22 protein-coding genes are annotated in these 23,945 nt (G+C 58.0%); 8 read left to right on the forward strand and 14 right to left on the reverse strand.

Annotated features, from left to right (window positions below):
* Nucleotides 1-11: 11 nt before the first annotated feature.
* From uvrA to dapB, 4 genes are read right to left on the reverse strand one after another with little or no spacing between them, the layout of a single operon-like run.
* Nucleotides 12-2,819 (reverse strand): excinuclease ABC subunit UvrA, encoded by a 2,808-nt coding sequence (uvrA, locus tag I2E69_RS06665; protein WP_195460171.1) that lies wholly within the window; start codon nt 2,817-2,819, stop codon nt 12-14.
* Nucleotides 2,820-2,858: 39 nt separating this feature from the next.
* Complete coding sequence (locus I2E69_RS06670) at nt 2,859-3,461, reverse strand: IMPACT family protein (RefSeq protein WP_195460174.1); 603 nt, start codon at nt 3,459-3,461, stop codon at nt 2,859-2,861.
* A 2-nt stretch (nt 3,462-3,463) separates the two neighbouring features.
* A complete protein-coding gene (lepB, locus tag I2E69_RS06675; protein ID WP_195460176.1) occupies nt 3,464-4,816 on the reverse strand; it encodes a signal peptidase I in 1,353 nt (450 codons plus the stop codon).
* A 19-nt stretch (nt 4,817-4,835) separates the two neighbouring features.
* Nucleotides 4,836-5,591, reverse strand: a complete 756-nt coding sequence (gene dapB, locus I2E69_RS06680; protein ID WP_195460178.1) for a 4-hydroxy-tetrahydrodipicolinate reductase — start codon at nt 5,589-5,591, stop codon at nt 4,836-4,838.
* 153 nt (nt 5,592-5,744) lie between these two features.
* Between dapB and truA the strand changes: the two genes are divergently transcribed.
* The 3 genes from truA (at nt 5,745) to I2E69_RS06695 (ending at nt 8,808) form a co-directional block, all read left to right on the forward strand.
* Nucleotides 5,745-6,524: a tRNA pseudouridine(38-40) synthase TruA gene (gene truA / locus I2E69_RS06685; RefSeq protein WP_195460916.1), complete on the forward strand. Its 780-nt coding sequence runs from the start codon at nt 5,745-5,747 to the stop codon at nt 6,522-6,524.
* Nucleotides 6,521-6,709, forward strand: coding sequence for a PLDc N-terminal domain-containing protein (locus I2E69_RS06690; RefSeq protein ID WP_195460180.1), 189 nt, complete (start codon nt 6,521-6,523; stop codon nt 6,707-6,709). The genes truA and I2E69_RS06690 overlap by 4 nt, the downstream gene beginning before the upstream one ends.
* Before the next feature lie 68 nt (nt 6,710-6,777).
* Nucleotides 6,778-8,808 (forward strand): sensor histidine kinase, encoded by a 2,031-nt coding sequence (locus I2E69_RS06695; RefSeq protein WP_195460182.1) that lies wholly within the window; start codon nt 6,778-6,780, stop codon nt 8,806-8,808.
* 231 nt (nt 8,809-9,039) lie between these two features.
* Here the strand turns inward: I2E69_RS06695 and lpdA are convergent, their stop codons facing one another.
* The 4 genes from lpdA to I2E69_RS06715 all read right to left on the reverse strand — a co-directional run bounded on the left by lpdA (nt 9,040) and on the right by I2E69_RS06715 (nt 13,113).
* Nucleotides 9,040-10,416 (reverse strand): dihydrolipoyl dehydrogenase, encoded by a 1,377-nt coding sequence (gene lpdA, locus I2E69_RS06700; RefSeq protein WP_195460184.1) that lies wholly within the window; start codon nt 10,414-10,416, stop codon nt 9,040-9,042.
* A 143-nt stretch (nt 10,417-10,559) separates the two neighbouring features.
* The gene (locus tag I2E69_RS06705; protein ID WP_195460186.1) at nt 10,560-10,913 is read right to left on the reverse strand and encodes a hypothetical protein; all 354 of its coding nucleotides are present in this window, start codon (nt 10,911-10,913) and stop codon (nt 10,560-10,562) included.
* A 136-nt stretch (nt 10,914-11,049) separates the two neighbouring features.
* The gene (locus I2E69_RS06710) at nt 11,050-11,403 is read right to left on the reverse strand and encodes a hypothetical protein (protein ID WP_195460188.1); all 354 of its coding nucleotides are present in this window, start codon (nt 11,401-11,403) and stop codon (nt 11,050-11,052) included.
* Nucleotides 11,404-11,418: 15 nt separating this feature from the next.
* Entirely contained in the window at nt 11,419-13,113 is a 1,695-nt protein-coding gene (locus I2E69_RS06715; protein ID WP_195460190.1) for a dipeptidase, read from the reverse strand.
* A 237-nt stretch (nt 13,114-13,350) separates the two neighbouring features.
* Here I2E69_RS06715 and I2E69_RS06720 point away from each other — a divergent pair, with 237 nt between their 5' ends.
* The 3 genes from I2E69_RS06720 (at nt 13,351) to proC (ending at nt 16,242) form a co-directional block, all read left to right on the forward strand.
* Entirely contained in the window at nt 13,351-14,574 is a 1,224-nt protein-coding gene (locus I2E69_RS06720) for a WD40-like domain containing protein (RefSeq protein WP_195460192.1), read from the forward strand.
* Between the two features lie 69 nt (nt 14,575-14,643).
* The gene (locus I2E69_RS06725; protein WP_195460194.1) at nt 14,644-15,312 is read left to right on the forward strand and encodes a YggS family pyridoxal phosphate-dependent enzyme; all 669 of its coding nucleotides are present in this window, start codon (nt 14,644-14,646) and stop codon (nt 15,310-15,312) included.
* Between the two features lie 147 nt (nt 15,313-15,459).
* On the forward strand, nt 15,460-16,242 hold the full coding sequence (gene proC, locus I2E69_RS06730) for a pyrroline-5-carboxylate reductase (protein WP_195460196.1): 783 nt from the start codon (nt 15,460-15,462) through the stop codon (nt 16,240-16,242).
* Between the two features lie 109 nt (nt 16,243-16,351).
* Here proC and I2E69_RS06735 read toward each other — a convergent pair whose 3' ends face one another.
* From I2E69_RS06735 to I2E69_RS06760, 6 genes are all read right to left on the reverse strand, one after another.
* On the reverse strand, nt 16,352-17,554 hold the full coding sequence (locus tag I2E69_RS06735; RefSeq protein ID WP_195460197.1) for a M23 family metallopeptidase: 1,203 nt from the start codon (nt 17,552-17,554) through the stop codon (nt 16,352-16,354).
* A gap of 93 nt (nt 17,555-17,647) precedes the next feature.
* Nucleotides 17,648-18,220 (reverse strand): DUF3109 family protein, encoded by a 573-nt coding sequence (locus I2E69_RS06740; RefSeq protein WP_195460199.1) that lies wholly within the window; start codon nt 18,218-18,220, stop codon nt 17,648-17,650.
* Nucleotides 18,217-19,200, reverse strand: a complete 984-nt coding sequence (locus I2E69_RS06745) for a D-alanine--D-alanine ligase family protein (RefSeq protein ID WP_195460201.1) — start codon at nt 19,198-19,200, stop codon at nt 18,217-18,219. The genes I2E69_RS06740 and I2E69_RS06745 overlap by 4 nt, the downstream gene beginning before the upstream one ends.
* A gap of 11 nt (nt 19,201-19,211) precedes the next feature.
* Nucleotides 19,212-20,021: a nicotinate (nicotinamide) nucleotide adenylyltransferase gene (gene nadD, locus I2E69_RS06750; RefSeq protein WP_195460203.1), complete on the reverse strand. Its 810-nt coding sequence runs from the start codon at nt 20,019-20,021 to the stop codon at nt 19,212-19,214.
* 1 nt (nt 20,022) lies between these two features.
* Nucleotides 20,023-20,586 (reverse strand): guanylate kinase, encoded by a 564-nt coding sequence (gene gmk, locus I2E69_RS06755; protein WP_195460204.1) that lies wholly within the window; start codon nt 20,584-20,586, stop codon nt 20,023-20,025.
* Nucleotides 20,587-20,752: 166 nt separating this feature from the next.
* Nucleotides 20,753-21,613: a YicC/YloC family endoribonuclease gene (locus tag I2E69_RS06760; protein WP_195460917.1), complete on the reverse strand. Its 861-nt coding sequence runs from the start codon at nt 21,611-21,613 to the stop codon at nt 20,753-20,755.
* A gap of 230 nt (nt 21,614-21,843) precedes the next feature.
* Between I2E69_RS06760 and serC the strand changes: the two genes are divergently transcribed.
* The gene (gene serC, locus I2E69_RS06765; RefSeq protein ID WP_195460206.1) at nt 21,844-22,917 is read left to right on the forward strand and encodes a 3-phosphoserine/phosphohydroxythreonine transaminase; all 1,074 of its coding nucleotides are present in this window, start codon (nt 21,844-21,846) and stop codon (nt 22,915-22,917) included.
* 81 nt (nt 22,918-22,998) lie between these two features.
* The gene (locus I2E69_RS06770; protein ID WP_195460208.1) at nt 22,999-23,922 is read left to right on the forward strand and encodes a 3-phosphoglycerate dehydrogenase; all 924 of its coding nucleotides are present in this window, start codon (nt 22,999-23,001) and stop codon (nt 23,920-23,922) included.
* Nucleotides 23,923-23,945: the final 23 nt, after the last annotated feature.

The raw sequence follows: 23,945 nt of genomic DNA on the forward strand, positions 1-23,945 counted from the left end.
TTCTTAATTTTTCAGTTTTCATTCTTAATTAGTTTGGAGCGCAACTCCAAAAATTGCCCCGTATGGCTTTCGGAACACTGTTCCAGTCCGCGCGGCGTGCCTTCGAATACGACCTGTCCGCCCGCCGTACCCGCTTCGGGTCCGAGGTCCACGACCCAGTCGGCGCATTTGATGATGTCCATGTTGTGCTCGACGATTACGATCGTGTGGCCGCGTTTGATCAGGGCGTTGAACGCCGCCAGCAGTTTCGAAATGTCGTGGAAATGCAGTCCCGTCGTCGGTTCGTCGAAAATGAACATGACACCGCCCTGCGCCGAGTCCTTCGTGAGGAACGAGGCGAGTTTCACACGCTGGCTCTCGCCGCCCGAAAGCGTCGACGACGACTGTCCCAGTTTGATGTAGCCCAGTCCCACGTCCTGCAACGGTTGCAGCCGTTCGACGATCCGTCGGCAGGTGGCGTTTTTCTTGCTGTCTTCGCCGAAAAAGGCGATGGCATCGTCCACGGTCATCTCCAGCACGTCGTAGATCGACTTGTCGCGGTATTTCACTTCCAGTATTTCATCGCGGAAACGCCGCCCGCCGCACGCCTCGCAAACCAGTTCGACATCGGCCATGAACTGCATCGACACTTTGATCACGCCTTCGCCCTGGCACTCCTCGCAGCGCCCTCCGGCAATGTTGAACGAGAAGGCCGAAGCTCCCACGCCCGTATGCTGCGCATAAGGCTGGTCGGCGTAGAGTTTTCTAATTTCGTCGTATGCTTTTATGTAAGTCACCGGATTTGACCGCGACGACTTGCCGATGGGGTTCTGGTCGACCATCTCGACCGATTTCAGCATCTGGACATCGCCCGTCAGACCGTCGAAGTCGCCGGGTTTTACGCCTGTGTCGTAGAGCAGGCGCCGCAGCGCCGGGTAGAGGATTCCTTTTGCCAGTGACGATTTTCCCGAGCCGCTGACGCCCGTGATGCAGGTCATCACCGCCAGCGGAATCCGTACGTCGATGTTGCGGAGGTTATTCTCGCGTGCGCCTTTGACGGTTATCGAGTTGCTCCACCCGCGGGCAGTCGTGGGGACGGCTATTTCGCGCCGGCCCGTGAGGTAATCGGCCGTGAGGCTTTTCTTGTTTTTCAGCAGTTGGGGCAACGTCCCGCTGAAGACCACTTCGCCGCCGTTGTAACCCGCCTTGGGGCCGATGTCGACAATCCAGTCCGCGGCGCGGATCACCTCCTCTTCGTGCTCCACGACGATCACCGTGTTGCCCAGGTCGCGCAACTGTTTCAGTACGCCGATCAGGCGGTTCGTGTCGCGCGGATGCAGGCCTATGGACGGCTCGTCGAGGATGTAGAGCGAACCGGTGAGGTTGCTGCCCAGCGAGGTCGAGAGGTTGATGCGCTGGCTCTCGCCGCCCGAGAGGGTCGACGACAACCGGTCGAGCGTCAGGTAACCCAGCCCCACGTCGGCGAGGTATTGCAGGCGGTTGCGAATCTCCACGAGGATGCGCGATGCGGTCTTCGTGTCGTGTTCGTCCAGTTCGATGGCATTGAAGAAAACGATCAGCTCGTCCACGGGCATCGTCACCAGGTCGGCGATCGTCTTGCCGCCGACACGTACATACTGCGCCTCTTTCCTGAGGCGCGAGCCGCCGCACTCGGGGCAGGTGGTCTTGCCCGTGTAGCGGGCCTTCATCACGCGGAACTGAATTTTGCGCCGCTCCGAGTCGATGTAGGCGAAGAACTCGTCGAGTCCGTGGAAATATTCGTTGCCGCGCCACAGCAGGCGTTTCTGCTCCTGCGTCAGTTCGTGGAACGGCGTGTGGATCGGGAAATCGAATTTATAGGCGTTTTCGACGAGTTTTTGCTTCCATTTGCGCATCGTCTCGCCGCGCCAGCAGGCTATGGCGTCCTCGTAGATGGTCTTGCTCTTGTCGGGAATCACCAGGTCTTCGTCGATGCCGATCACTTTGCCGTAACCCTCGCACCGGGGACAGGCTCCCAGTGGGTTGTTGAAGCTGAAGAGGTGTTCCGAGGGGTGTTCGAACTCGATGCCGTCGGCCTCGAAGCGCGACGAGAACTCCCTTACGCCCTCGTCGGTCACGATCTCGCAGATGCCGTTGCCGTAGGAAAAGGCGCGGGCCACCGAGTCGCGGATGCGGGTCTGCGAGTCGTCGTCCGCGGCGACGCGCATGCGGTCGACCACGATCCGGATCTCGTCGGCCTTGGTGTCGGGGCCGATTCCGGGCAGTACGTCCTCGATCAGCCGCACTTCGCCGTTCGTGTAGACCCTCATCAGACCCTCCGAGAGCAGCAATGTCAGTTTTTCGATGATACCCTGCCCTTGACCGAGCACCAGCGGAGCCCCGATCGCCACCCGTTCTCCGTCGTGGCCGAGGACGTAGGCCGCCACGTCGTCCACGCTGAAACAGCGCACCTCCTGTCCCGAGACGGGCGAAAAGGTGTGTCCCGTGCGGGCGAACAGCAGTTTGAGGTAATCGTAAATTTCGGTCGTCGTCCCCACGGTCGAACGGGGATTGCGCGTGTTGACCTTCTGCTCGATGGCGATGGCCGGTGCGATGCCCGTGATGATGTCCACGTCGGGCTTGTTGATCTTCCCGAGGAACTGGCGGGCGTAGGCCGAGAGGCTCTCGACGTAGCGGCGTTGTCCTTCGGCGAAAATCGTGTCGAAGGCCAGCGTCGATTTGCCCGAACCCGAGAGGCCCGTTATGACGATGAGTTTGTTATGCGGAATTTCAACCTCGATGTTGCGGAGATTGTGGACCCGTGCTCCTTTTATATATATGGAGTTTTTGTGTTCTTCCATTTTCTATGCTTGCTGGACCGGTTTGCACGCAGGCGCAGCTCAATTTTCATTGCCTATGCTGCCGCCTGCTTTCGTTAATTTTTCAATGAGTGCCGCCGCGCGGCTTTCGCGGATCGTGAGGCGCATGGTGCAGAGGTTGTCGAAGGTCTGCTCCGCGATGCGCGGCTGCTCCTCCTTGACGACCCGCATGATGTCGTTCATCGCCACATAGGGGAAATCCACCCGGACCGTGCGGTCTACCGTCATTTCTACGATTTCGGCCGCTGCAATGGCCTCGGCCGCCGACTCCTTGTAGGCTGCGATCAGTCCCGGAACCCCCAGCTTCGTGCCGCCGAAGTAGCGGACCACGACCACGAGGCAGTCCGTGATGTCGTTCGAGAGCATCTGTCCCAGGATCGGCTTGCCGGCTGTCCCCGACGGTTCCCCGTCGTCGTTGGAGCGGAACGCTTCGCCGCGGGGGCCGAGCCGCCAGGCGTAACAGTGGTGTGTGGCGTCGTAATATTTTTTACGCAGCGCGTCGAGTCGCTCGCGAATCTCCTCCTCCGTCTGCACAGGGTAAATCCAGGAGAGAAACTTGCTGCTCCGCTCCCTGCAGGCGGCTTCGGCAGGAGCCGCGACGGTTCGGTAACTGTCGCCGGCCACGCCTATCGTACCTTTCTGAAGAGCCGCTCCCAGCGGATATTCGAGGGGAAACTCTTGTTCGCGTCGAGCGACAGCCAGACGAACGAGGCCTTGCCCACGATGTGGTCCTCGGGGACGAAGCCCCAGAAACGCGAGTCGGCCGAGTTGTGGCGGTTGTCACCCATCATCCAATAATAGTTCATGCCGAAGGTATACTCCGTGGCCTCTTTGCCGTCGATCAAGATTACGCCGTCGCGCTCTTCGAGCGTGTGGTTTTCATACGCTTCGATAATACGACGGTAGAGCGGCAGGTTTTCTGCGGTGAGCTGTACCGTATCGCCCTTTTTCGGAATCCAGATCGGACCGTAATTGTCCTGGCTCCAGCGGGGAGCGCCCCAATGCGGGAACACTTCGTCGTTGGGGGTATAGATGTAGCGGTTGACCGAAATGACGTTGCTGAGGCCCTTGACCTTCTCGGCGAGTTCATTCGTGAGGTTCATGTAGTAGCCCGAACCGTAACCGCTGTAATCCCGGATGCCGAGGTTGTCGATGGCATATTGCGTGAAGGGCGCCGAGGTCTGCACGACGTAGTTGAACTGTATGCCGGGGATCGGTTCCTGCGGTTCTCCGTTGACCCACACCTGTCCGTTGCGGACTTCGAGCGAATCGCCCGGAATCCCCACGCAGCGTTTGATGTAGTTCTCGCGCTTATCCACAGGACGGCTGATTACCGTGTATTTTTCGTTGAGGCGTTTGCGCCCTTCCGTCTTGCCGAACGACTCCTCGAAACTGCGCAGCGTGTCGTAATAGGTCACATTCTGGTTTTCGAGCAGCACCGTGTCGCCCGCCGGAAAGTTGAAGACCACTACGTCGTTGCGGCGGATCGGCTTGAGGCCCTTGAGGCGGTGGTAAGGCCATTTGATCGCTTCGGAGAACGATTTCTTGGTCTGCGAGAAAGGCATCGTGTGGTGCACGAAGGGGAACGACAGCGGCGTGTTGGGCATCTGCGGTCCGTAAGTCACCTTGCTCACGTAGAGGTAGTCGCCGATCAGCAGCGTCCGTTCCATCGACGAGGTGGGGATAACGTACATCTGGAAGACGAAAATATGCACCAGCGTCGCCACGACCGTCGCGAAAATGATGGCGTTGACCCACTCGTATACCGTTTTATAGGTTTTGCTGCGCTGGCACATCTTCGCGTTGTGGCTCCACACGTAGCGGTAGAAGAACTTCGTGATGTAGAGGTCGAAGATGACCGGCAGTCCCAGCAGCATCCAGAGGTTTCCCGTCCAGACTACGAACCAGAGCGTATAAAGCAATGCTGCCAGCGAAAAGCCGACCCATTTGTTATGGAGTAAATCTTTGATCTTGCCCATTTTATATCGTTTATTTCAATTATTTCAGCAGGTCGTCCATCGAGTAGACTCCTTGTTTGCCGCAGAGGAATTCGGCAGCTACGACGGCCCCCATCGCCAGCGTGCGGCGGTTCTTGATCGTATGTTTCAGTTCCAGCACGTCGTCCTCCGATTCGTAGGTCACGGTGTGAATACCCGGAACCGCGCCTTCGCGCACGGAACGGATTTCGATCCGGTCGGCAGGGGCTTCCCCGCTGCGTTCGATGCGGTTTGTGGCATGCTCGATGCCCGGAGCCAGGTTGACCCAGCCCTGCTTGCGGCCGAGGTTTTCGACGATGCCTTCGGCCAGCGTGATGGCCGTGCCGCTCGGAGCGTCCTTCTTCTGGGTGTGGTGCACCTCCTCGATGCGTACGTCGTAACCGCCCACGCGGTCGATCATCGCCGCCAGTTGCCGGTTGAGGCGGAACATCAGGTTGACCCCCAGGCAGTAGTTCGAAGCGTAAAACAGCGCTCCGCCCCGTTCGCTGCACAACTTCTGCAATTCTTTGAGGCGCTCGGTCCAGCCCGTCGTGCCGCTCACCACCGCCGTGCCGCATTCGATGCAGGTGCGGATGTTGCCGTATGCCGTCTCGGGCATCGTGAACTCCAGCGCCACGTCGATATCCGCCAGATGTGCGGCGTTGAGTTCGTGCGCGTTGTCCGTGTCGATAATCAGAGCCACTTCGTGCCCTCTTTCCTTGAGGATTCGTTCGATTTCACGGCCCATCTTGCCGTATCCTATGATTGCTGCTTTCATGGTTGTCTTGTTTTGAGCGTTCCGCAAAGATACGAATTTATTTGAAATCTAAACGCGGCGGCAGGTATTATAGTATACCCGAATCCGGAAAGATGCCGGGAAGTTATACCGGAGGAAATTTTTTGTATATTTGTGAGCAGAAACCATTACCACATGCGCTATTTCCTCGAACTGAGATACGACGGTGCAGCCTATTGCGGCTGGCAGCGGCAGCCCGATCAGCCTTCGGTGCAGCAGACGCTCGAACGGGCGCTCGCTACCCTGCTGCGCGAACCGATCGAGGTCGTGGGAGCCGGGCGCACCGATACGGGCGTCAACGCATCTTATTATGTGGCGCATTTCGATACCGTAAAACCCGTTGCGGACCCCGTACAGACGGTTTATAAACTTAACTTCCTGCTTCCGGGGAGTATCGCCGTCGGCTCGGTGACACCTGTCGCGGACGAAGCCCATGCGCGTTTCAGCGCCCGTGAACGCGAGTACCGCTACTACATCGAACCGAGTAAGAATCCTTTTACGCGCGGTACGACCTGGCAATACTACGTGCCGCTCGATATAGTGCGTATGAACGAAGCAGCGGCCATGCTGCCCGGATTCGACGATTTCACCTCCTTCGCCAAGCTCAACTCCAACAACAAGACCAATATCTGCCATGTGAAGCAGGCCGCGTGGACGGTTGATGAACAGGGCGTCCTCTGTTTTACGATCCGTGCGGACCGGTTTTTGCGCAATATGGTACGGTCGCTGGTCGGTACGCTGGTCGACGTGGGCCGCGGACGTTATACGCCCGATGAGTTCCGTGCGATCGTCGAGAGCCGCGACTTGTCGCGGTCGAGCGGCGGAGCCCCGCCGCAGGGATTGTTCCTGAGCGACGTGGTCTACCCGGCGGACATATTCGAACCTCAATGTTTTTCTAAATACAAATTGTTATGATAGGAACGATTATTTGGCTGATCGGCCTCGTGTGCGCCATCTGGTGCGTGCTCGACATTTTCAAAAAGAACATCTCCACGGCCGGTAAGGTCATCACGTCTATCGTGGTGCTGCTTACCAGTTGGCTGGGACTTGCGGTCTACTACTTCTACGGCCGCGACCACTTGCAGGAGTGGTTCAAGTAGCAAAAAGAGGGGTTCAGATTTGTGAACCTCTCTTTTTTTGCCTACTTTTGAAAACCAATTCCCTGCTTATGAATAAATTGCTGTGGGTGCTGCTTTGCGTCGGCTGTACTGCCTCGGCATCCGCGTTTCCCAAAGACCGGTTGATCGACTCGCTCGAAGGTGCATATGCCGTTGAGGACGATGCCCGAAAACGAGTGGATATCCTGCTGAATCTCAAAGATCTTACCGATTCCTCCGGGGACGAAATGTTCTATACGCGCAGGTTGTTTTCGGAGGCTCGTGCTGTTGGCGATCCTTTTGCTGCCGGAGCCTCGCTCGGTTCGCTGGCCTCCTACTACATTGCCCGCCCCGAGGCGGCCGATTCGCTCGAAATCGTGCTCCGGGAGGTGGAGCCGCTGCTGGAAGGCAGCAGTATGGAGGGACTTCCGGCCTATTACCGCATGGTGGATGTCGCACGCCGGATTCAGGTCGCCGGAACGGAGGAGGCCGTGCGGCTCAGCCAGAATTACGTCGATTCGATCCGTTCTTGTCCGCCGCGGACGATCTACGAGGAGGCTTCGCAGCTTTTCCTGAAAGGTATCGCCGCCTATAAACTGGGCTCGGCCGAGGGTAAGATGCACATGGAGCGCGGACTCCCCTACTGGGTCGACGAAATGGCTCTGCTGCCGAAGATGAAGCCCACGGCGCGCCGGAATTTCCATGCCAACCTCATTACCTGTCTGATTTCGGTTTATGGTTCGAAGGGGGACCGCGACGCACTGGTGCGTACTGCCGACGATTACCTGGCGATGCTCGACAGTTATTACCTCGATCCGGAGGTTGCGCGGCGCCGTCCTTACATTCCCAAGGAGATGTCCTACCTGACATGCTACTATGCGATGTGTACTTCGCCGCTGATCGAACGCCGGCAGGCGCAGGTCTATTACGACCGTTACCGCCGTTTCGTGGAGGATTCGCAGTCGGAGGACAATATGCTGCTCGACAAATACTGGTTCTACCTGATCAGTGTTTCCTACTACGAACATTGGGGTGATTACGACAAGGCGATGAGTTACAACGATTCGCTGATCCTGATTTCGCGTCCCAACGGCCTGTCGGCCCAGTTGGCGGATATGTATGTCCGGCGGGCGCAGTTTTACGAGCGCATGGGGCATTACAAGGAGGCATGCCGGGCATACAGCGATGTGATCGGCGTGCGCGACTCCCTCTCTTCACAGCAATATGCCCGGCGTGTCGGCGAACTCGAGGTCCGGTACGGGCTGGACAAGGCCGAGCGCGACCGGGCGCTGCTGCTGGCCCAGAAACGCCGTAACATGCTGTGGTTCATTGTCGTCATTCTTGTATTCGCCATCATAGCCGTCGTTTACCTGTGGCGTAACCTATCCCATATCAAACGTTTGCAGAACAAACTCCGCATCGAGTCGCACCGTGCGCTGGAGAGCGACCGCCTCAAACGCGACTTTATGGGCTCGATGAGCCACGAAATACGCACGCCGCTGAACGCCATCAACGGCTTTGCCGAACTGATCGCCGAGGGCGGCCTTTCGAAGGAGGAGAGTTCCGAGTTCGCGCAGATCATCCGCGACAATACCCAACTGTTCACCGCGCTGATCAACGACATGCTCGAAGTCTCGCAGTTGGATAATACCCTGGAGGAGTTGCCCCGGACTCCGATGGATATTTGCCAGATTATCCGCACCGAAGTCGAACGCCTTCCCCAGAAGGAAGGCGTCGAATACCGGACGGATTTCGCAGAACCGGAGATTGTCGTTCCGCTTCACCGCGGTTATGTGACGGAACTGATCCGTGAACTGCTCAAGAACGCCGTGAAATTTACCCCGGCGGGATCGGTGACAATCGCGTGCAGCCGTGTCGAAAACGGCATGCTGACTATCTCGGTGACCGATACCGGCTGCGGTATCGGCGAGGCTGATGCAGAAAAGGTCTTCGAACGCTTCTACAAAGCCGATCCTTTCGCGCAGGGTCTCGGACTGGGACTGAGCCTCTGCCGGCTGATCGCCGAAAAGTCGGGCGGAAAAATCCGTCTCGACACCTCTTATACCCGGGGAGCCCGCTTCGTTGTGGTACTGGCCGTGTAAAAGGAACCGTATAAATGAAGAGGTCCCGGAATATTCCGGGACCTCTTTTTTATTCCAGAGGCAGGATGACTATCATCCGGGTTCCGCCGGTGTAGTCCGGGTCGATGAAAATAGACCCCGAGAGCCTGCGGATAATGATTTTACTCAGGTAAATATACTGCTTTTCGGCAGCAAAACAAAAAAAAGGAGAATTTCGGCAGAAATTCTCCTTTAACGGTGGGAAACTTGTTTTTATAGATGGATCGCAGCTCCCAGGGCGGCTTCGGCAGCCTCCATGACGCCTTCGTTCATCGTCGGATGGGCGTGGATCGTGCGGGCTAGCTGGTGGGCCGTAGCGCCTAAGGCGCGGGCCAGCGTCGGTTCGGCCAGCATTTCGGTAACCGATGCGCCGACCATGTGTGCACCCAGCAGACGGTCCTCTTCGTCGAAGAGCAGTTTGACGAATCCGTCGCGGTCGCCGGCGGCCGTCGCCTTGCCCGATGCGGTGAAGGGGAAACGCCCTGCTTTGTAGGCGATGCCGTGCTCCTGCGCCTGTTGCTCGGTCATGCCGACCGACGCCACTTCGGGCTGCGTGAAGATGCACGACGGGATGGTCGAATAGTCCACTGGGGCCGGGTTGAGACCGCAGATGTTTTCCACGCAGCAAATGGCTTCGGCCGAGGCTACGTGAGCCAGCGCCGGACCCGGCACGATGTCGCCGATGGCGTAGACGCCCGGGACGTTGGTGCGGTAGAACCGGTCCACGAGGATTTTGTCGCGTTCGACGGCGACGCCCGCCGCTTCGAGCCCGATGTTTTCGATGTTGGATTTGATGCCCACGGCCGACAACACGATTTCCGCCTTGAGCGTTTCCGTGCCTTTCTTGCCTTCCGTCTCTACTTCGCAGATTCCTTCGGGATTGATTTTCACGGCTTTTACTGAGGTCGATGTGAGTACCTGCGCACGCAGCTTGCGGAACGCGCGTTCCATGGTCTTCGACACCTCCTCGTCCTCGAGCGGCATCATGCGGGACATGTATTCGATGACGGTGACTTTGACACCCAGTGCGGCATAGAACCAGGCGAACTCGCTGCCGATGGCTCCCGAACCCACTACGATCATCGATTCGGGCAGACGGCTGAGCGTCAGCGCCTGCCGCGAGGAGATCACGCGCTCGCCGTCGATGGGCATGAACGGCATTTCGCGGGGACGCGCCCCTGTGGCGAGGATGATGTGGTCGGCCTCGTATTCCGTTCCGTCCACGTCGAGTTTCCCCGGGGCCGTGAGGCGTCCGAATCCGGCGATCAGGTCGATTTCGTTCTTTTTCAGCAGGAACAGCACGCCTTTCGACATGGTTTCGGCCACACCGCGCGAACGTGCCACGATGGCTTCGAGGTCGGGTCTCACTTCGCCTTCAAGTTTCAGCCCGTAGTGCTCTGCGCTTTTGCAGTAGCCGTATACCTGTGCGCTTTTGAGCAGGGCTTTGGTCGGGATGCAGCCCCAGTTGAGGCAGACGCCTCCCGGTTCCGAACGCTCCACGAGCGCCACCTTTTTACCTAACTGCGCAGCGCGTATCGCCGCTACATAACCGCCCGGGCCGCTGCCCACGATGATGATGTCGTATTTCATGGAGTCTGTGAGGTTTTATTAAGTGATATCTTCATACTCGTTTCATGGAAATCCGTGCGGTTTTAAATAGTATATGGCGTTCCCACTCCTGCCATGCACCGTTTCCCTCTCCCGGATCTTTTATCGGGTTGTGAGGCCCGGTATTAACAGTCGAATGCATAAAATGAACGGCCTACGCATTTTACGATTTGGGATTCGTCGGCTTTCGACGACAGGAACAAGACTACGCATTTGGATTCGTAGTCGTCCGAAACATCGAAGACGAAGTCCGGCTTTGCGTCGGCATCCAAATCTCCGATCCAGAGAATGAGCGCTTTGGTGTCCCAGAATCCCGGCATGGCGATTAATAATTGCTCGTTTCCCGACCCTGCTTCCGACAGATAGAGTTTGTAGTTTTTTACCGTATCCCACGAACTTTCATCTCCCTCAGGTTGGTTGCCCGTATTGACTCCGCTTGCACGCAGCCGATACTTCCGGCCGTGAAATTCAAATTCCATTTACTCGCCTGCCGGGACATTGTCCTGTTCCGCTTTCATGGTTTCCACACCGCTTGCTGCAGGTTTTATCCCCTTTATCAGCAGCAAACCGTCTCTGGCGGAACCGACATACGCGACCGAATCCCCACTGCAGTCGTCAGTAGGAGTTTCCGATCTCTAAATCCGCTTTTTTCAGGTCGAAATTACCAGCGCCATCCTCATAAAAGTCATACCAAGATTCCGAATACATATGGTCGAAGTCCGAGGCCTGGGAACCCCTGTATCCCGCCGGTAGCAAAATATCGATTTCCGTCTCTTCATCGACGGGTAACCGGGCGTAGTCCTGTTCGAATACCGGACCTGCATGCAGTGAGTCCGGCGTAGGACCGTCGCATGCGCTTATCCGGTTAGCGTTTTCTGCAGGCCGATTTGAGACGGTGTATAAAGATGCAGCGATGAAAACCGTTGTTATTAAAAACAGAGCGACGAGGATCGTGGTTCTCCTGTTCATTTTCTCTGTGGAGTTTTAGTTGATGACTTTCAGTACTTCACCGTTGTCGGCTGCCACGGCGCGCTTCCACTTCTCGTTGTAACCCGGGAACTGGATTTTATCGGGAATCTGCCTGCCGCTGCCGTTGTCTACGAAGTGCGCCGGACCGCCCTCGCCGTCGAGGAACGACAGCACGTCGCCGTGTTCGCTCTTCACGTTGCCGTCGACGTATTTCACCAGCAGGTAGCCGTTGAGTTTCTGCCAGCGGTCGAAAAGCTGCTGTGCCGTCTCCACGCTCAACTGCGTGAGGTAGTTGCGCCGTGCGGCAGGTGACATCCGGCCCACCCGGGCGTTGACCTGCTGTACGTTTTCCAGCATCTCGTTTTCCCACTTGTCCACGACTTTGCGGATGTCGGCCGCGATCATGTCGTAGCGCATGTAGGCGAAGTTGGTCGTGCGGTTGAAGAGCCAGAAAGCCGACGTGGGCGAATATTCCAGCATCGAGCCGTTGCCCTCGCGGAAACACTCGGGAACCTCCTGCGCCGAGCAGAAGATCGGCGTCAGGCACGAGGTCGCTGCGTCGTCCACGCCGAACCAGAGGATGCCCATGTCGTCCGTTACACCGGGCCGGGCCTGCGCCACGAACCAGAATCCGGTCTGCTGGGTGGCCGTAGCCCGCTCGTTGACATATTTCACGCCGTCCACCTCGAACTCCATCGGCCGCCAGCGGTAAGGGCAGTTGTGGCCTCCCGCGCCGATGTCGGTGGTCATGTCCATCGGGGTTCCCTCGTAGTGGTCGCGCATGCAGTCGAAGACCGTTTTAGGCGATACTTTTGCGCGGGGTTTCACCCACAGCGGCATGCGGTTTTCCTTGTTGTGGCCCATCGCATAGTCGACATATTGATCCATGTCGTCGGCCACCGCGCGGAAGAAGGCCCACACGCGGGCTTCGCAGGCGCGCAGTGCGCCGAAATCGAGCGGTGCGTAGGCGTCGCAGAAGCTGAAATCGGCGTCCGGGCCGTCGTAGTAGCCCATCTCACGGGCGAACGAAACCACGTCCGGGGAGTAGAGGCAGTTTTCGGGATCGTCCTTCGGGAAGGTGGTGATGCGGGCCTGGTTGGCGTGTGCCGAAACATAGCCGTCGGGAATACGGCGTGCCACCCAGACAATGCCCTTGCGGGTGTTTTCACCCTTGGCGTCGAGTTTGCAGCCCTTGCCGATGAGCTCCATGATCCACGCTTCGTCGGGGTCGGCGATCGAGAACGATTCGCCGCTCGAAGCATAGCCGTAGGTGTTGGCCAGTTCGGCGATCACGCCGATGGCCTCGCGGGCTGTTTTGGCTCGCTGGAGCGTGATGTAGATCAGCGATCCGTAGTCCATGCGGCCTGTCGAATCCTCCAGTTCACGGCGTCCTCCGTAGGTCGTTTCGCCGATGATGAGCGAATGTTCGTTCATATTGCCGATGGTCGAATAGGTCTCCTTCACCTGCGGGATGTCCGTGAGGTAGCGGCCCGTGTCCCATTCGTAAACGGGAAGCATCGTTCCGGCCTTGTATTTGCCGGCGGGAGTGTGGTAAAGTGCGCCGTAGAGCGCGTGGGAGTCCGCCGCATAGGTGACCATCACCGAACCGTCGGTCGAAGCTCCTTTGGTGACGATGAAATTGGTGCAGGCCGATGCCGCGCCGTATGCCAGTACGCCAGTCGCTGCAAGAATCAATCGGAGTTTTTTCATTGTTTTTCAGGTTTTGACACCAAAGATAATAAAAAAGTCGGATGGGTGCAAACCCGAATTGCATACGGCCGGGCAAAACCTTTCCGGCTGCTAAAAGCATCGTTACGGCGTCAAAGATCGGAACCTATTCGGAAACAGTAAAAAAACGCTATATTTGTAATTGGATACGAAGGTCTCGTATCCCGGATTTACCCCCTCCCGGTGTGGAGGTAAGAAATTGTTTATCAGACTATTCGTATGAAGAAATCTTTGCTGTTGCTGCTTTTCGGGACGATTCTGTGCGCCTGCGCCGACAAGAACGAGCGCCTCGTCTTCGTGACCGACATCGTCATGCCGTCCCAATCGCAGGTCTTTACACCGGGGGACGAAGTGACTGTCTCGGCCCGGGGGTTCGAGGCCGACGACCGGATCATGTTCGAGGTTTACTGGGAGGAGGGAGCCGAATCGTTCGCCCCGAACGGTTCAGCCAGAGGCGTGTGGGGAATCATAACCTCGCGCACGGCTGCGAGCATCACGTTCCTGGCCCCGGGGCACTACCCTGCTTCGACGGTCCGGGTGCTGTTGTTCCGCGGAGGCCGGATGATGGCGTTGGGTAAAATCCGTGTTGCCGACGGACTCCCGAAAGCCGCGGCGCTCTATGGTATTTCGGCAGTCGATACCGACGAAACCCTGATCGACCGCATCGACCCGGCGACGGGTGCGCAAACGCGGGTCAAAACGCTCGGCGTCGGGCAGGGGCTCGCCTGCACGGTGGGCATTCCCGGCTCGGGTTGGATTTTCGGCGTTTACTCCGGTTCGATGGTCGGCGTCGACCTCACGATGCGTTATTGGAACGATTTCGGGTTCGGGGATTGCCTGTTTGCCGGGCAGGTATCCGACTCCGCCCTCGGTTTCCTGGGCTACGACGGAGAACGCCTGATGCTGACCATGCAGACCGCGACGCGCAGCTACTCCCCTTCGCCGGTTCTTTGGACGCTGCCCGAAGAGGTCGTGCGTACGATCGTCGGGCGGCCGTTTGTCCGGGTCGAATCCAGGTTGCTGCTGGCGCTGCGCAATGCCGACGGGACCTGTGCTCCGCTGGTGTTGGCGGTTTACGGCGGAGCGGGGGCGGGCGAGGCCGTCGAGGCCGATGCGATGATTCCTTTCTGGACGGTGGCTGCTTCGGCGGCCGAACCGGAGAAATTGGTCCAGGTCGGGGGCTATGCCGTTTCGGCGGAGGGTAAAACGCAGTTGCGGCTGTTCGATACCGCCGGGGACGGCCTTTTCGGGGAAACGCTGGCCGAAGTCCCGGGTACGGTGCTTTCGGTAACGGAGTACGCTCCCGATGAAAATAGACTGGAGATTTACCTGCTTTGCGAGACAGGCGGCCAGCGGCGGATTCATGTTTACGATGCGCTGAAGAAGACGCAGCGGACGCTTCCCGGAGCGTTCGGCTGCTCGGAAATCGTCCTGGCGAAATAGCGATTTTTCCCGGGCCTGTTTCGTGTTGTACGAATTTTGCGTATTTTTACCGGGAAAACAGAGAAACTTATGTCGTCAATAGCTTGTCAACTGTCGTTCGTGCGGCAAACGCTGCCCGAAGATGTCACGCTGGTCGCCGTGTCGAAAACCCATCCCGCGGAGATGATCCGCGAGGCCTACGATGCCGGTCACCGCATTTTCGGCGAAAGCCGTCCGCAGGAACTGCGCGAAAAATACGAAGCCCTGCCCAAGGATATCGAGTGGCATATGATCGGCCACCTGCAGACCAACAAGATCAAATACATCGCACCGTTCGTTGCACTGATCCATTCGGTCGACAGCGCGCGGCTGGCCGAAGCCATCCAGCGGGAGGCGGCCAAGTGTGGGCGGATGCTCGAAATCCTTTTGGAAATCCATGTCGCCGAGGAGGAGACCAAAACGGGTTGGGACATGGCCGAACTGATGCAGTACGTCCGTACGGCGCCGTTTGCGCAGATGCCCGATATCTGCGTGCGCGGTGTGATGGGCATCGCCACCAATACCGATGACGGCGAAGCGATAAGCCGCGATTTCAAGGAGTTGAAGCGCTGTTTCGACCTGCTGCAACCCTACTTCGGGCCCCGGTTCAACACCCTCTCGATGGGCATGTCGCACGACTACCCGCTGGCCGTCGAGTGCGGTTCGACGATGGTGCGTGTCGGCTCGCTGATTTTCGGCGATCGGGATTATTCGAAATAGGTATTTGGCCAGATGCCCGGTTGCGATGCGGCAAGCCCCCTCCCCGGAGGGGATTTAGGAGAAGGCCAGCCTTGTAAACGGCGCCGAAGGCGGCCAGTGACCGGCAGGAACGGAGAAACTTTGAAAAATAAACTAAATCTTTCAGATATGCATATCGGTTTTATCGGATTCGGAAATATGGCGCAGGCCATGGCCGGCGGATTTGTCCGCTCGGGGGCCGTGCAGCCCGGGGATATCGGCGCATGCGCGCGCGACCGTGCGAAATTGCAGCGTAATACGGAACCGCAGGGTTTCCGTGCTTTCGACGATGTTGCGGCGGTCGCCGGGTTTGCCGACGTGGTGATCGTCGCCGTAAAGCCCTATCAGGTCGAAGCGGTGCTTGCCCCTGTTAAGGATTTGCTGGCCGGAAAAATCGTTGTTTCGGTAGCCGCCGGCGTTACTTTCGACGACTACGAACGTATACTCGCTCCCGGCACACGCCATCTGAGTACGATTCCCAATACGCCGGTTTCGGTCTGCGAAGGCATCGTCGTCTGCGAACGCCGCCATTCGCTTTCGGATGCGGAGTGGCAGGAGGTGAAGGCGTTGTTGTCGAAAATCGGTCTCGTGCTGCAAATGGATACCGCCCTGCTCAACATTTCGAGTGCCGTCTGCGGCTGTGGCCCGGCATTCGTCGCCATGTTCATCGAGGCGCTCGGGGATGCAGGCGTCAAACACGGCATTCCCCGCGCCGACGCTTACCGCATGGCGAGCCAGATGATCGTCGGGACCGGAAAACTCCAGCTTGCAACGGGACTGCATCCCGGGGCGATGAAGGACGCGGTCTGCTCGCCCGGCGGTACGACGATCGTGGGTGTTGCCGAACTGGAACGCAAGGGCTTCCGTGGTGCGGTGATCGACGCTGTCGACGCCATTCAGAACAAAAAATAACAGGGGCGCAGGTTTGGCCGTTCTCCGGCTACTTCGTCCCCGGGTGTTATCAGAAAGCGCCGGACTTTTCGAAAAGTCCGGCGCTTTCTGTTGAGGCCGAGGATTCGTCCTATCGTACCCGCAGGCTTTTGCCCAGCCGCAGGATCGTGGTCGACTTGATTCCGTTCAGGCGGCAGATGTTTGTCACTGTCGTGCCGTAACGGCGGGCAATGGCGCCCAGCGTGTCGCCCGACTTGATGCGGTGGTACTGCATGGCGGCTTTTTCGGCGGCCTCCTTCTTGTCCAGCTCCTCGTTGGCGATCTCGTCGTCGAAGTCCTGTCCGGCGTTGGAGTAGATGCTGAAGAACGATTTTTTGAGCAGGAACGTTTCGCGGCTCAGCGTTCCGTTCTTGAAGTCGATCAGGCGTTCGGGGTCGAACGACTGCCCGTAATAGCGGGTTTCGAAGTGGAGATGCGGACCCGTCGAACGTCCCGTCGAACCGCCCAGGCCGATGATCTGTCCCGCCTCGACCCATTGGTCGGGTTCGACCATGCGTTCCGACAGGTGGCCGTAGTAGGTTTCCAGCCCGTTGTCGTGGCGGATGATCACCAGGTTGCCGTAACCGCCCTTGTTGTATTCCGAGATGCGCACACGGCCGCAGAAAGTGGCGTAAACCGGATCGCCCATCTTGAGCGGCAGGTCGACGCCCTGGTGCTGGCGCCTGCGGCGCGGACCGTATTTGCCGCGCGGATGCACCGAGCCCTGATAGGGGCAGTGGTAGCTGGTCAGCGAATCCACGAGGTCGATGACCACCGATTTGGGCATGCCCGACATGTCGACATCCTTGTACGGGAAGAGCGTCGTCGTGTCCCAGTATTTTTCGAAGATCGTGCTGTCCTTGGCCACCTCGCGGTTGAGGACATATTTCCAGGAGTTGTTGCTGTAAAGGATCACTTGCACGGCGTCGTTCTCGGTCGAGAGGGTGTCGATCACCGTGAGCCCGTTGGTATCGAAGATGGATTCGATCTCCTTGGGCTGTAAACGCAGGCGCAGGGCTGCGACGGAATCCGCTGCGGCCTGCTCCGGGTCGACGACTGCGGCGGGAACGGGTTCTGCGGCTTCGGTTTTCCCGGCGCTTTGATCGGCGATGTAGAGGATGCTTTGCAGCGAGTCGATCAGTGCGGCCTGGCGGGACGCAACCGAGCGGAGCGAGTCGGCCGCAGCGATTTCGCTGGGTGTCGCGGCGGGTTGCGTCCGCGTGTTTTTCGGTTTGCGGGCCATCGCGGTAAAAACCAGCGAGAGGGCGATGCCTGTAAGGATGTATTTTTTCATAGTCTCTTGTTGTTGTCTGATCAGTTGTTTCTGCGGATGACGACCGCCGTGACGTTGTCGCTGCCGCCGGCCCTGTTGGCCGCCTCGCCAACGTTATTGTTTGCGCAGTAAATCTTCGGCTGTCTCCAGCGCCTTGTAAAACTCCTCGCCGAAGCGGCGGATAATCGGCTCCCGGAGGGCTTTGTAGACCGGGATGCCCAGCTTGGCGCCGCATTTCCGGGCGGGTGCGCACACCGACCAGCGGTGGTAGTTAAGCCCCACCGTACCGTTCGAAAAACGCATCACGCGGATGGGATAGAGGTGGCATGAAATCGGTTTGCGGAAGGCGGTCTTGCCCTCCATCCACGCCTTCTCGACGGCGCAGAGCGTTATTCCGTTCTCTTCGTAGGTGTAGGCGCATTCGGCGTCGCCGACGAGCGGTGTCGTCAAATCGCCGTCTTCGTCGATAACCATGAATCCCTGCCGTTCGACGGCCTCGATGCCTTCGGGCGTCATGTAGGGCTTGTAAGCCGGATATTCGCGTTCGAGTATCTCGACCTCTTCGGCTTCGAGCGGCGCCCCGGCGTTGCCTTCGACGCAACAGATTCCTTTGCATTGCGCGATGTCGCAGGCGAAACACTCGCGCAGCAGGTCGGCGCTTACGATTTTATCGTCGATCTCAATCATTTGCGGCACGTGTCAGCGATGATGATGTCATACAATTCCCCGAGCGACATACCCATTTCGCGGGCCTGCTTGGGGACGATGCTGCCCCCGCTCATGCCGGGAATCGAGTTCAACTCGATGAAATAGGGCTTTCCCGAAGGGGTTACGATGAAATCGACCCTTACGACTCCCGAGCAGCGGCAGGTCCGGTAGGCTTCGCGCGTCATGCGGTTCAGTTCGGCCTTTACTTCGGGCGTGATGTCCGCAGGGGTGATTTCGTCGGAATATCCGGCAGTATACTTGGCCTGGTAATCGAAAAAGTCTTTCTTGGAGACGATCTCCGTGATCGGGAAAACATACTCCTTTCCTCCGGCGATCAGCATGCCGCAACCCATTTCGCGCCCCGTGATGCACTCTTCGACGAGGATTTCATCGCCCTGGGCGAATGCCGCGTCGACGGCCGCGGCGAACTCCTCCGGGGCGTGCACTTTCGTCACGCCGAACGACGAGCCGTTGGCATTGGGTTTCACGAACAGGGGCATGCCCAGTTCTGCGACGATCTTTTCCGCATCGAATGCTTCGCCGCGCCGCAGGAACACCTCGCGGGCGAGGTTGACGCGCCCTGCGAGCGTCCGTTTGGTGGTGATCTTGTCGAACGTGATGACCGACGAGGTCATCGAGCACGACGAATAGGGAACGCCCATCATGTCGAGGTATCCTTGTAACTTGCCGTCCTCGCCGGGCGTGCCGTGGATGATGATCAGCGCATAGTCGAACACCTTGTGTGCGCCGTCTATCGTAATCGAAAAGTCGTTCTTGTCGACCTGCCACATGCGGCCGTCGGGCGCCGTATAGTGCCAGTCGCGGTGATGGAGGTCGATGACCGTGATGTCGTATTTCGTGTGGTCGAGGGCCGCTTCGATCTGGGCGGCGCTCTGGAGGGCTATTTCCCGTTCGGGCGAGTCTCCGCCCGCCAGGAGGGCTATCTTCAGGCGTGTCATTCTGTTCTATTTCAGGGATTGTAGATGTCTTTGTATCGGAATTCGAGTATCTCCTGCACCATTTGGGCGAACTGCTGCGCTTCGACGTGTTCCGCATCGATACGCAGCACGCTGTTGAAGTCGTTGAGGGCCGGGCCCCACTCCCCCATCCGGTAATGGAGTTTTCCGCGCTCGATGTAGAGCGCCGTGTTCTCCGGATCGGCTGCGAGTTGTGCCGTGAGGGTCATAATGCGCACCGCGGGGCTCCACAGCCCTTTGCGGCGGATATAGGCGGCGACGCCTTCGTCGAGCATTCCGCCGATGTCTTCGCCCCGCCCGATCCGTTCGCGAACGTCGGTCGAAGAAAAATCCTGCAACGGAGCGTTTTCGAGCACCGTGATACGGCCTTCGAACCCGGCGGCGGGCTCGCCGCGGCGCGGGTAGACGTAAACGGGATATTCGAGGATTTTTTCATACTCTTTCCAGCCGTCGAGCCGTGCGATCTGGTCGCTGCCCATCAGGATCGAAAATTGCATCTCCGACCCGAAGTTTTGCTGGAGGTAACGCAGGGTATCTATTGTGTATGAGGGCTTCGGGAGCAGAAACTCTATGGCCGAAGGTTTGATTTTGTCCGGGTATTCCGAGGCTGCACAGGCGATCTCGGCCATCTCGAAACGGTCCATTTCGGGAGCCAGTTCCGCGGCCTCCTTGTAGGGACTCCGGGGTGAAACGACGAGCACGACCTCGTCGCAAAGGTCCTGCGTGACGGCATATTCCGCCAGCGCGATGTGGCCTTTGTGCACGGGGTTGAACGACCCGAAGTAAAGCATGACGCGTTTCATCCTACCGCATAATGAATTGGTCGAGGACGTTGCATGTGCCGCATACGGCGTCGTCGAGGCAGTCGTTGACGATCACGTGATCGAATTCCGGGGCCTTCGTCAGTTCGAACTCGGCTTTGGCCACGCGGCGGTCGATCACCTCCGGGGCGTCCGTGCCGCGGGCAACGAGCCTGCGGCGCAGTTCCTCGACCGAGGGCGGCATGATGAACATCGAGCAGGCGTCGTCGCCGAAAATGCGCTTGAGGTTGATGCCGCCGATCACGTCGACATCGAAGACGATCACGTGGCCCTTGGACCAGATGCGTTCCACTTCGCTGCGCAGCGTTCCGTAACAGGTTCCCTTGTAAACCTCCTCCCACTCTACGAAGCGATTTTCGGCCACGGCCTTCATGAACTCTTCGTGCGAAAAGAAGTAGTAATCCACTCCGTCGCGTTCCTGGCCGCGGGGTGCGCGGCTGGTCGCCGAAATGGAAAATTCGAGCTGCGGATAGCGTTCCAGCAACTGGCGGACGATAGTGGTCTTGCCCGACCCGCTCGGGGCTGAAAATATGATTACCTTACCCATTGCGAATGTGTTGTTCCGCATCGGCGCCAGGTCTCCCGGCTTGCCGCAAAGCGGCATTAAGTCCCCTCCGAGGAGGGGATTTAGGGGAGGGTCAGACTTGCATACACGGCTGAAAGCCGTGAGTACGGCCGGCCGGGCTGCTTTTCGATGCGAACGGTTATATGCTTTATAATATGTTCAGTACCTGTTCCTTGATCTTCTCCAGCTCGTCCTTCATCTTGACGACGAGGATCTGGATGTTCGGTTCGTTGGCCTTCGATCCCATGGTGTTGATTTCGCGGCCCATTTCCTGGGCGATGAAACCCAGTTTACGGCCGGCGCCCTCCTCGGCGGAGGCGACTTCGCGGAAGTAGTTGCAGTGGTTGGTGAGGCGTACTTTCTCCTCGGTGATGTCGAGTTTTTCGAGGTAGAAAATCATCTCCTGCTCCAGCCGGTTGCGGTCCACGTCGACGGCCAGTTTCGAAAGGTTGTCCAGAATACGGGCCTTGACCGTTTCGGTACGGGCCTTCTCGAACGGTACGACCTCTTCCTTGTATTGCTCGATCAGTTCCACGCGGCGCAGCAGGTCGGCGATCAGGATGGCGCCCTCCTGCGCGCGGAAGGCGTCCAGCTGGGCTGCGGCGGCCTCCACGGCTGCAATCAGCGCGGCGTGCTCTTCTTCGGGAATGGCCTCGGTTTCGGTGGCCACCACGTCCGGAAGGCGCATGATCACCGGAACGATGGCGTCGTAGTCGGCGTCGATGCCCGAGAACGCGAGCGTGTCGGTCATCTGGCGGAGGTATTCGCGGAATACCTCGCGGTTGATGCGGGCCGACGTTTCGACGGCCTGGGACTCGACGTTGACGAAAACGTCGACCTTGCCCCGCTGGATCGTGCGGGCAATGACGTTGCGGATTTCGTATTCCGACTGGCGGTAAACGGCCGGGAGCCGCAGCCCGAGGTCCAGCTGCTTGGAGTTCAGGGAGCGGATTTCGACCGAAATTTTCTTATTCTGGAGTGTGGCTTCGCTTTTGCCGAAGCCGGTCATGGATTTTACCATAGACGATGATCTTAAGTTTCGGCAAAGGTAGCGCGGGCTGCCCGGGCCGGGGTTTATTCCCGGCAAAATTAATAAAAACTATCCAAAAATAGACGTATTATTGGCGTCGAGTGAAATTTATTTGGCTATCTTTGTAATTATAAAATTTTTTTAATTATATTTGTGTTAGTAAACTAACAGTTAGGAGTTAGATCATTCAAATCACATACGAAATTATTATGAAAAAGCACAATTTCAATGCGGGACCTTCCATTCTGGCGGACGAGGTCATCGAAAATGCAGCCAAGGCAATTCTCGATTTCAACGGATCGGGTCTTTCGCTGCTTTCGATCTCGCACCGGACGAAGGATTTCGAGGACGTGATGGCCGAGGCCGACGCCCTTTTCCGCGAGTTGCTCCACATTCCCGACAACTACAAGATCATCTATCTGGGCGGCGGTGCTAGTACCTATTTCTTTGAGATTCCCGCTAACTTCCTGGGTAAGAAGGCAGGTTATGTGAATACGGGTGTCTGGGCGAAGAAGGCCATCAAGGAGGCGAAACGTTACGGCGAAGTTGAAGTGCTGGCTTCGTCCGAGGATAAGAATTTCACCTACATTCCCAAGGGTTTCGCGATTCCGGCCGATCTGGATTATCTGCATATTACCTCTAATAATACGATCTACGGTACGGAGTACCACGAGGACCTCTCGTCGCCCGTACCCCTGATCGCCGACATGTCGTCCGACATTCTTTCGCGTCCGCTCGATGTTTCGAAATACGCCATGATCTACGGCGGCGCGCAGAAGAACCTGGCTCCTGCCGGCGTGGCGTTCGCCATCATCCGCGAGGACATGCTCGACAAGATCGTGCGCGACCTGCCGACGATGATGTCGTTCCGTACCCATGTCGACAACGACTCGATGTTCAATACGCCTCCCGTGTTCCCGATCTTCGTGCTCAAGGAGACCCTCAAGTGGCTCAAGTCGATCGGCGGCGTTCCGGAAATTTACCGCCGCAACAAGGAGAAGGCCGCCCTGCTTTACGACGAAATCGACCGCAACCCGTTGTTCCGCGGTACGGCCGTGAAGGAGGACCGCTCGCTGATGAACATCTGCTTCGTGATGGCCGAGGGTTACGAAGGCCTGGCCGACGAGTTCATGGCTTTTGCCAAGGGCCGCGGCATGGTCGGCATCAAGGGCCACCGTCTGGTAGGCGGTTTCCGCGCTTCGTGCTACAACGCCCTCCCGAAGGAGAGCGTCGAGGCGTTGGTGGCCTGCATGCAGGAGTTCGCCCAGACGCATAAGAAATAATTTATGTGTCCGACGATCGTCCCGTTTATGCGGGAGACAAAAAAAGAACAGGATATTTATTTCACGTCATTGATCGAAACTATGAAAATACTGGTTGCAACGGAGAAACCCTTCGCCAAAAAGGCCGTGGACGGAATCCGTAAGATCGTGGAGGACGCCGGATACGAACTGGCGCTGCTCGAAAAATATACCGACAAGAGCCAACTGCTCGAAGCCGTAGCCGATGTGGACGCGCTGATTATCCGCAGCGACAAGGTGACTGCCGAGGTCATTGCAGCGGCTAAAAACCTCAAGATCGTGGTACGTGCCGGTGCGGGGTATGACAACGTGGACCTCGCGGCCGCTTCGGCGCGGGGCATCGTGGTGATGAACACCCCGGGACAGAACTCCAACGCTGTCGCTGAGCTGGCGCTGGCCATGATGGTCTACATGTCGCGCAACCGCTTTACCCCGGGTACGGGTTCCGAAATCCAGGGCAAGACCCTCGGCATCCACGCCTACGGCAATGTCGGCAAGCTGGTAGGCCGCAAGGGAAAGGCGCTCGGCATGAATGTTGTCGCTTTCGATCCGTTCATCACCGACGATGCGGTTTTCGAAGCCGACGGCGTGAAGAAGGTGGCGACGGTCGAGGAACTGTACAAGGTTTCCGACTTTCTTTCGCTGCACATTCCCGCCACGGCCGAGACCAAAGGCTCGATCGGGTATGATCTGCTGATGTCGATGCCCAAGGGTGCGACGCTGGTGAATACCGCCCGTAAGGAGGTGATCGACGAAGCGGGTGTAGTGCGTGCCATGACCGAACGCGAGGACCTGAAATACATCACCGACATCGCCGCCGGCAATCAGGCCGAGCTGGACGAGAAGTTCGGCAAGCGGGTTTTCGCTACGGCGAAGAAGATGGGCGCCGAGACCGCCGAGGCCAATATCAACGCGGGTCTTGCGGCAGCCAGCCAGATCGTGGATTTCCTGAAAAACGGCAACACCCGTTTCCAGGTCAACAAATAGTCGATAATCTATGAAAGAAGGCG

The organism is Alistipes sp. D31t1_170403_E11, assembly GCF_015553985.1.
GTDB classification, from domain to species: domain Bacteria; phylum Bacteroidota; class Bacteroidia; order Bacteroidales; family Rikenellaceae; genus Alistipes; species Alistipes montrealensis.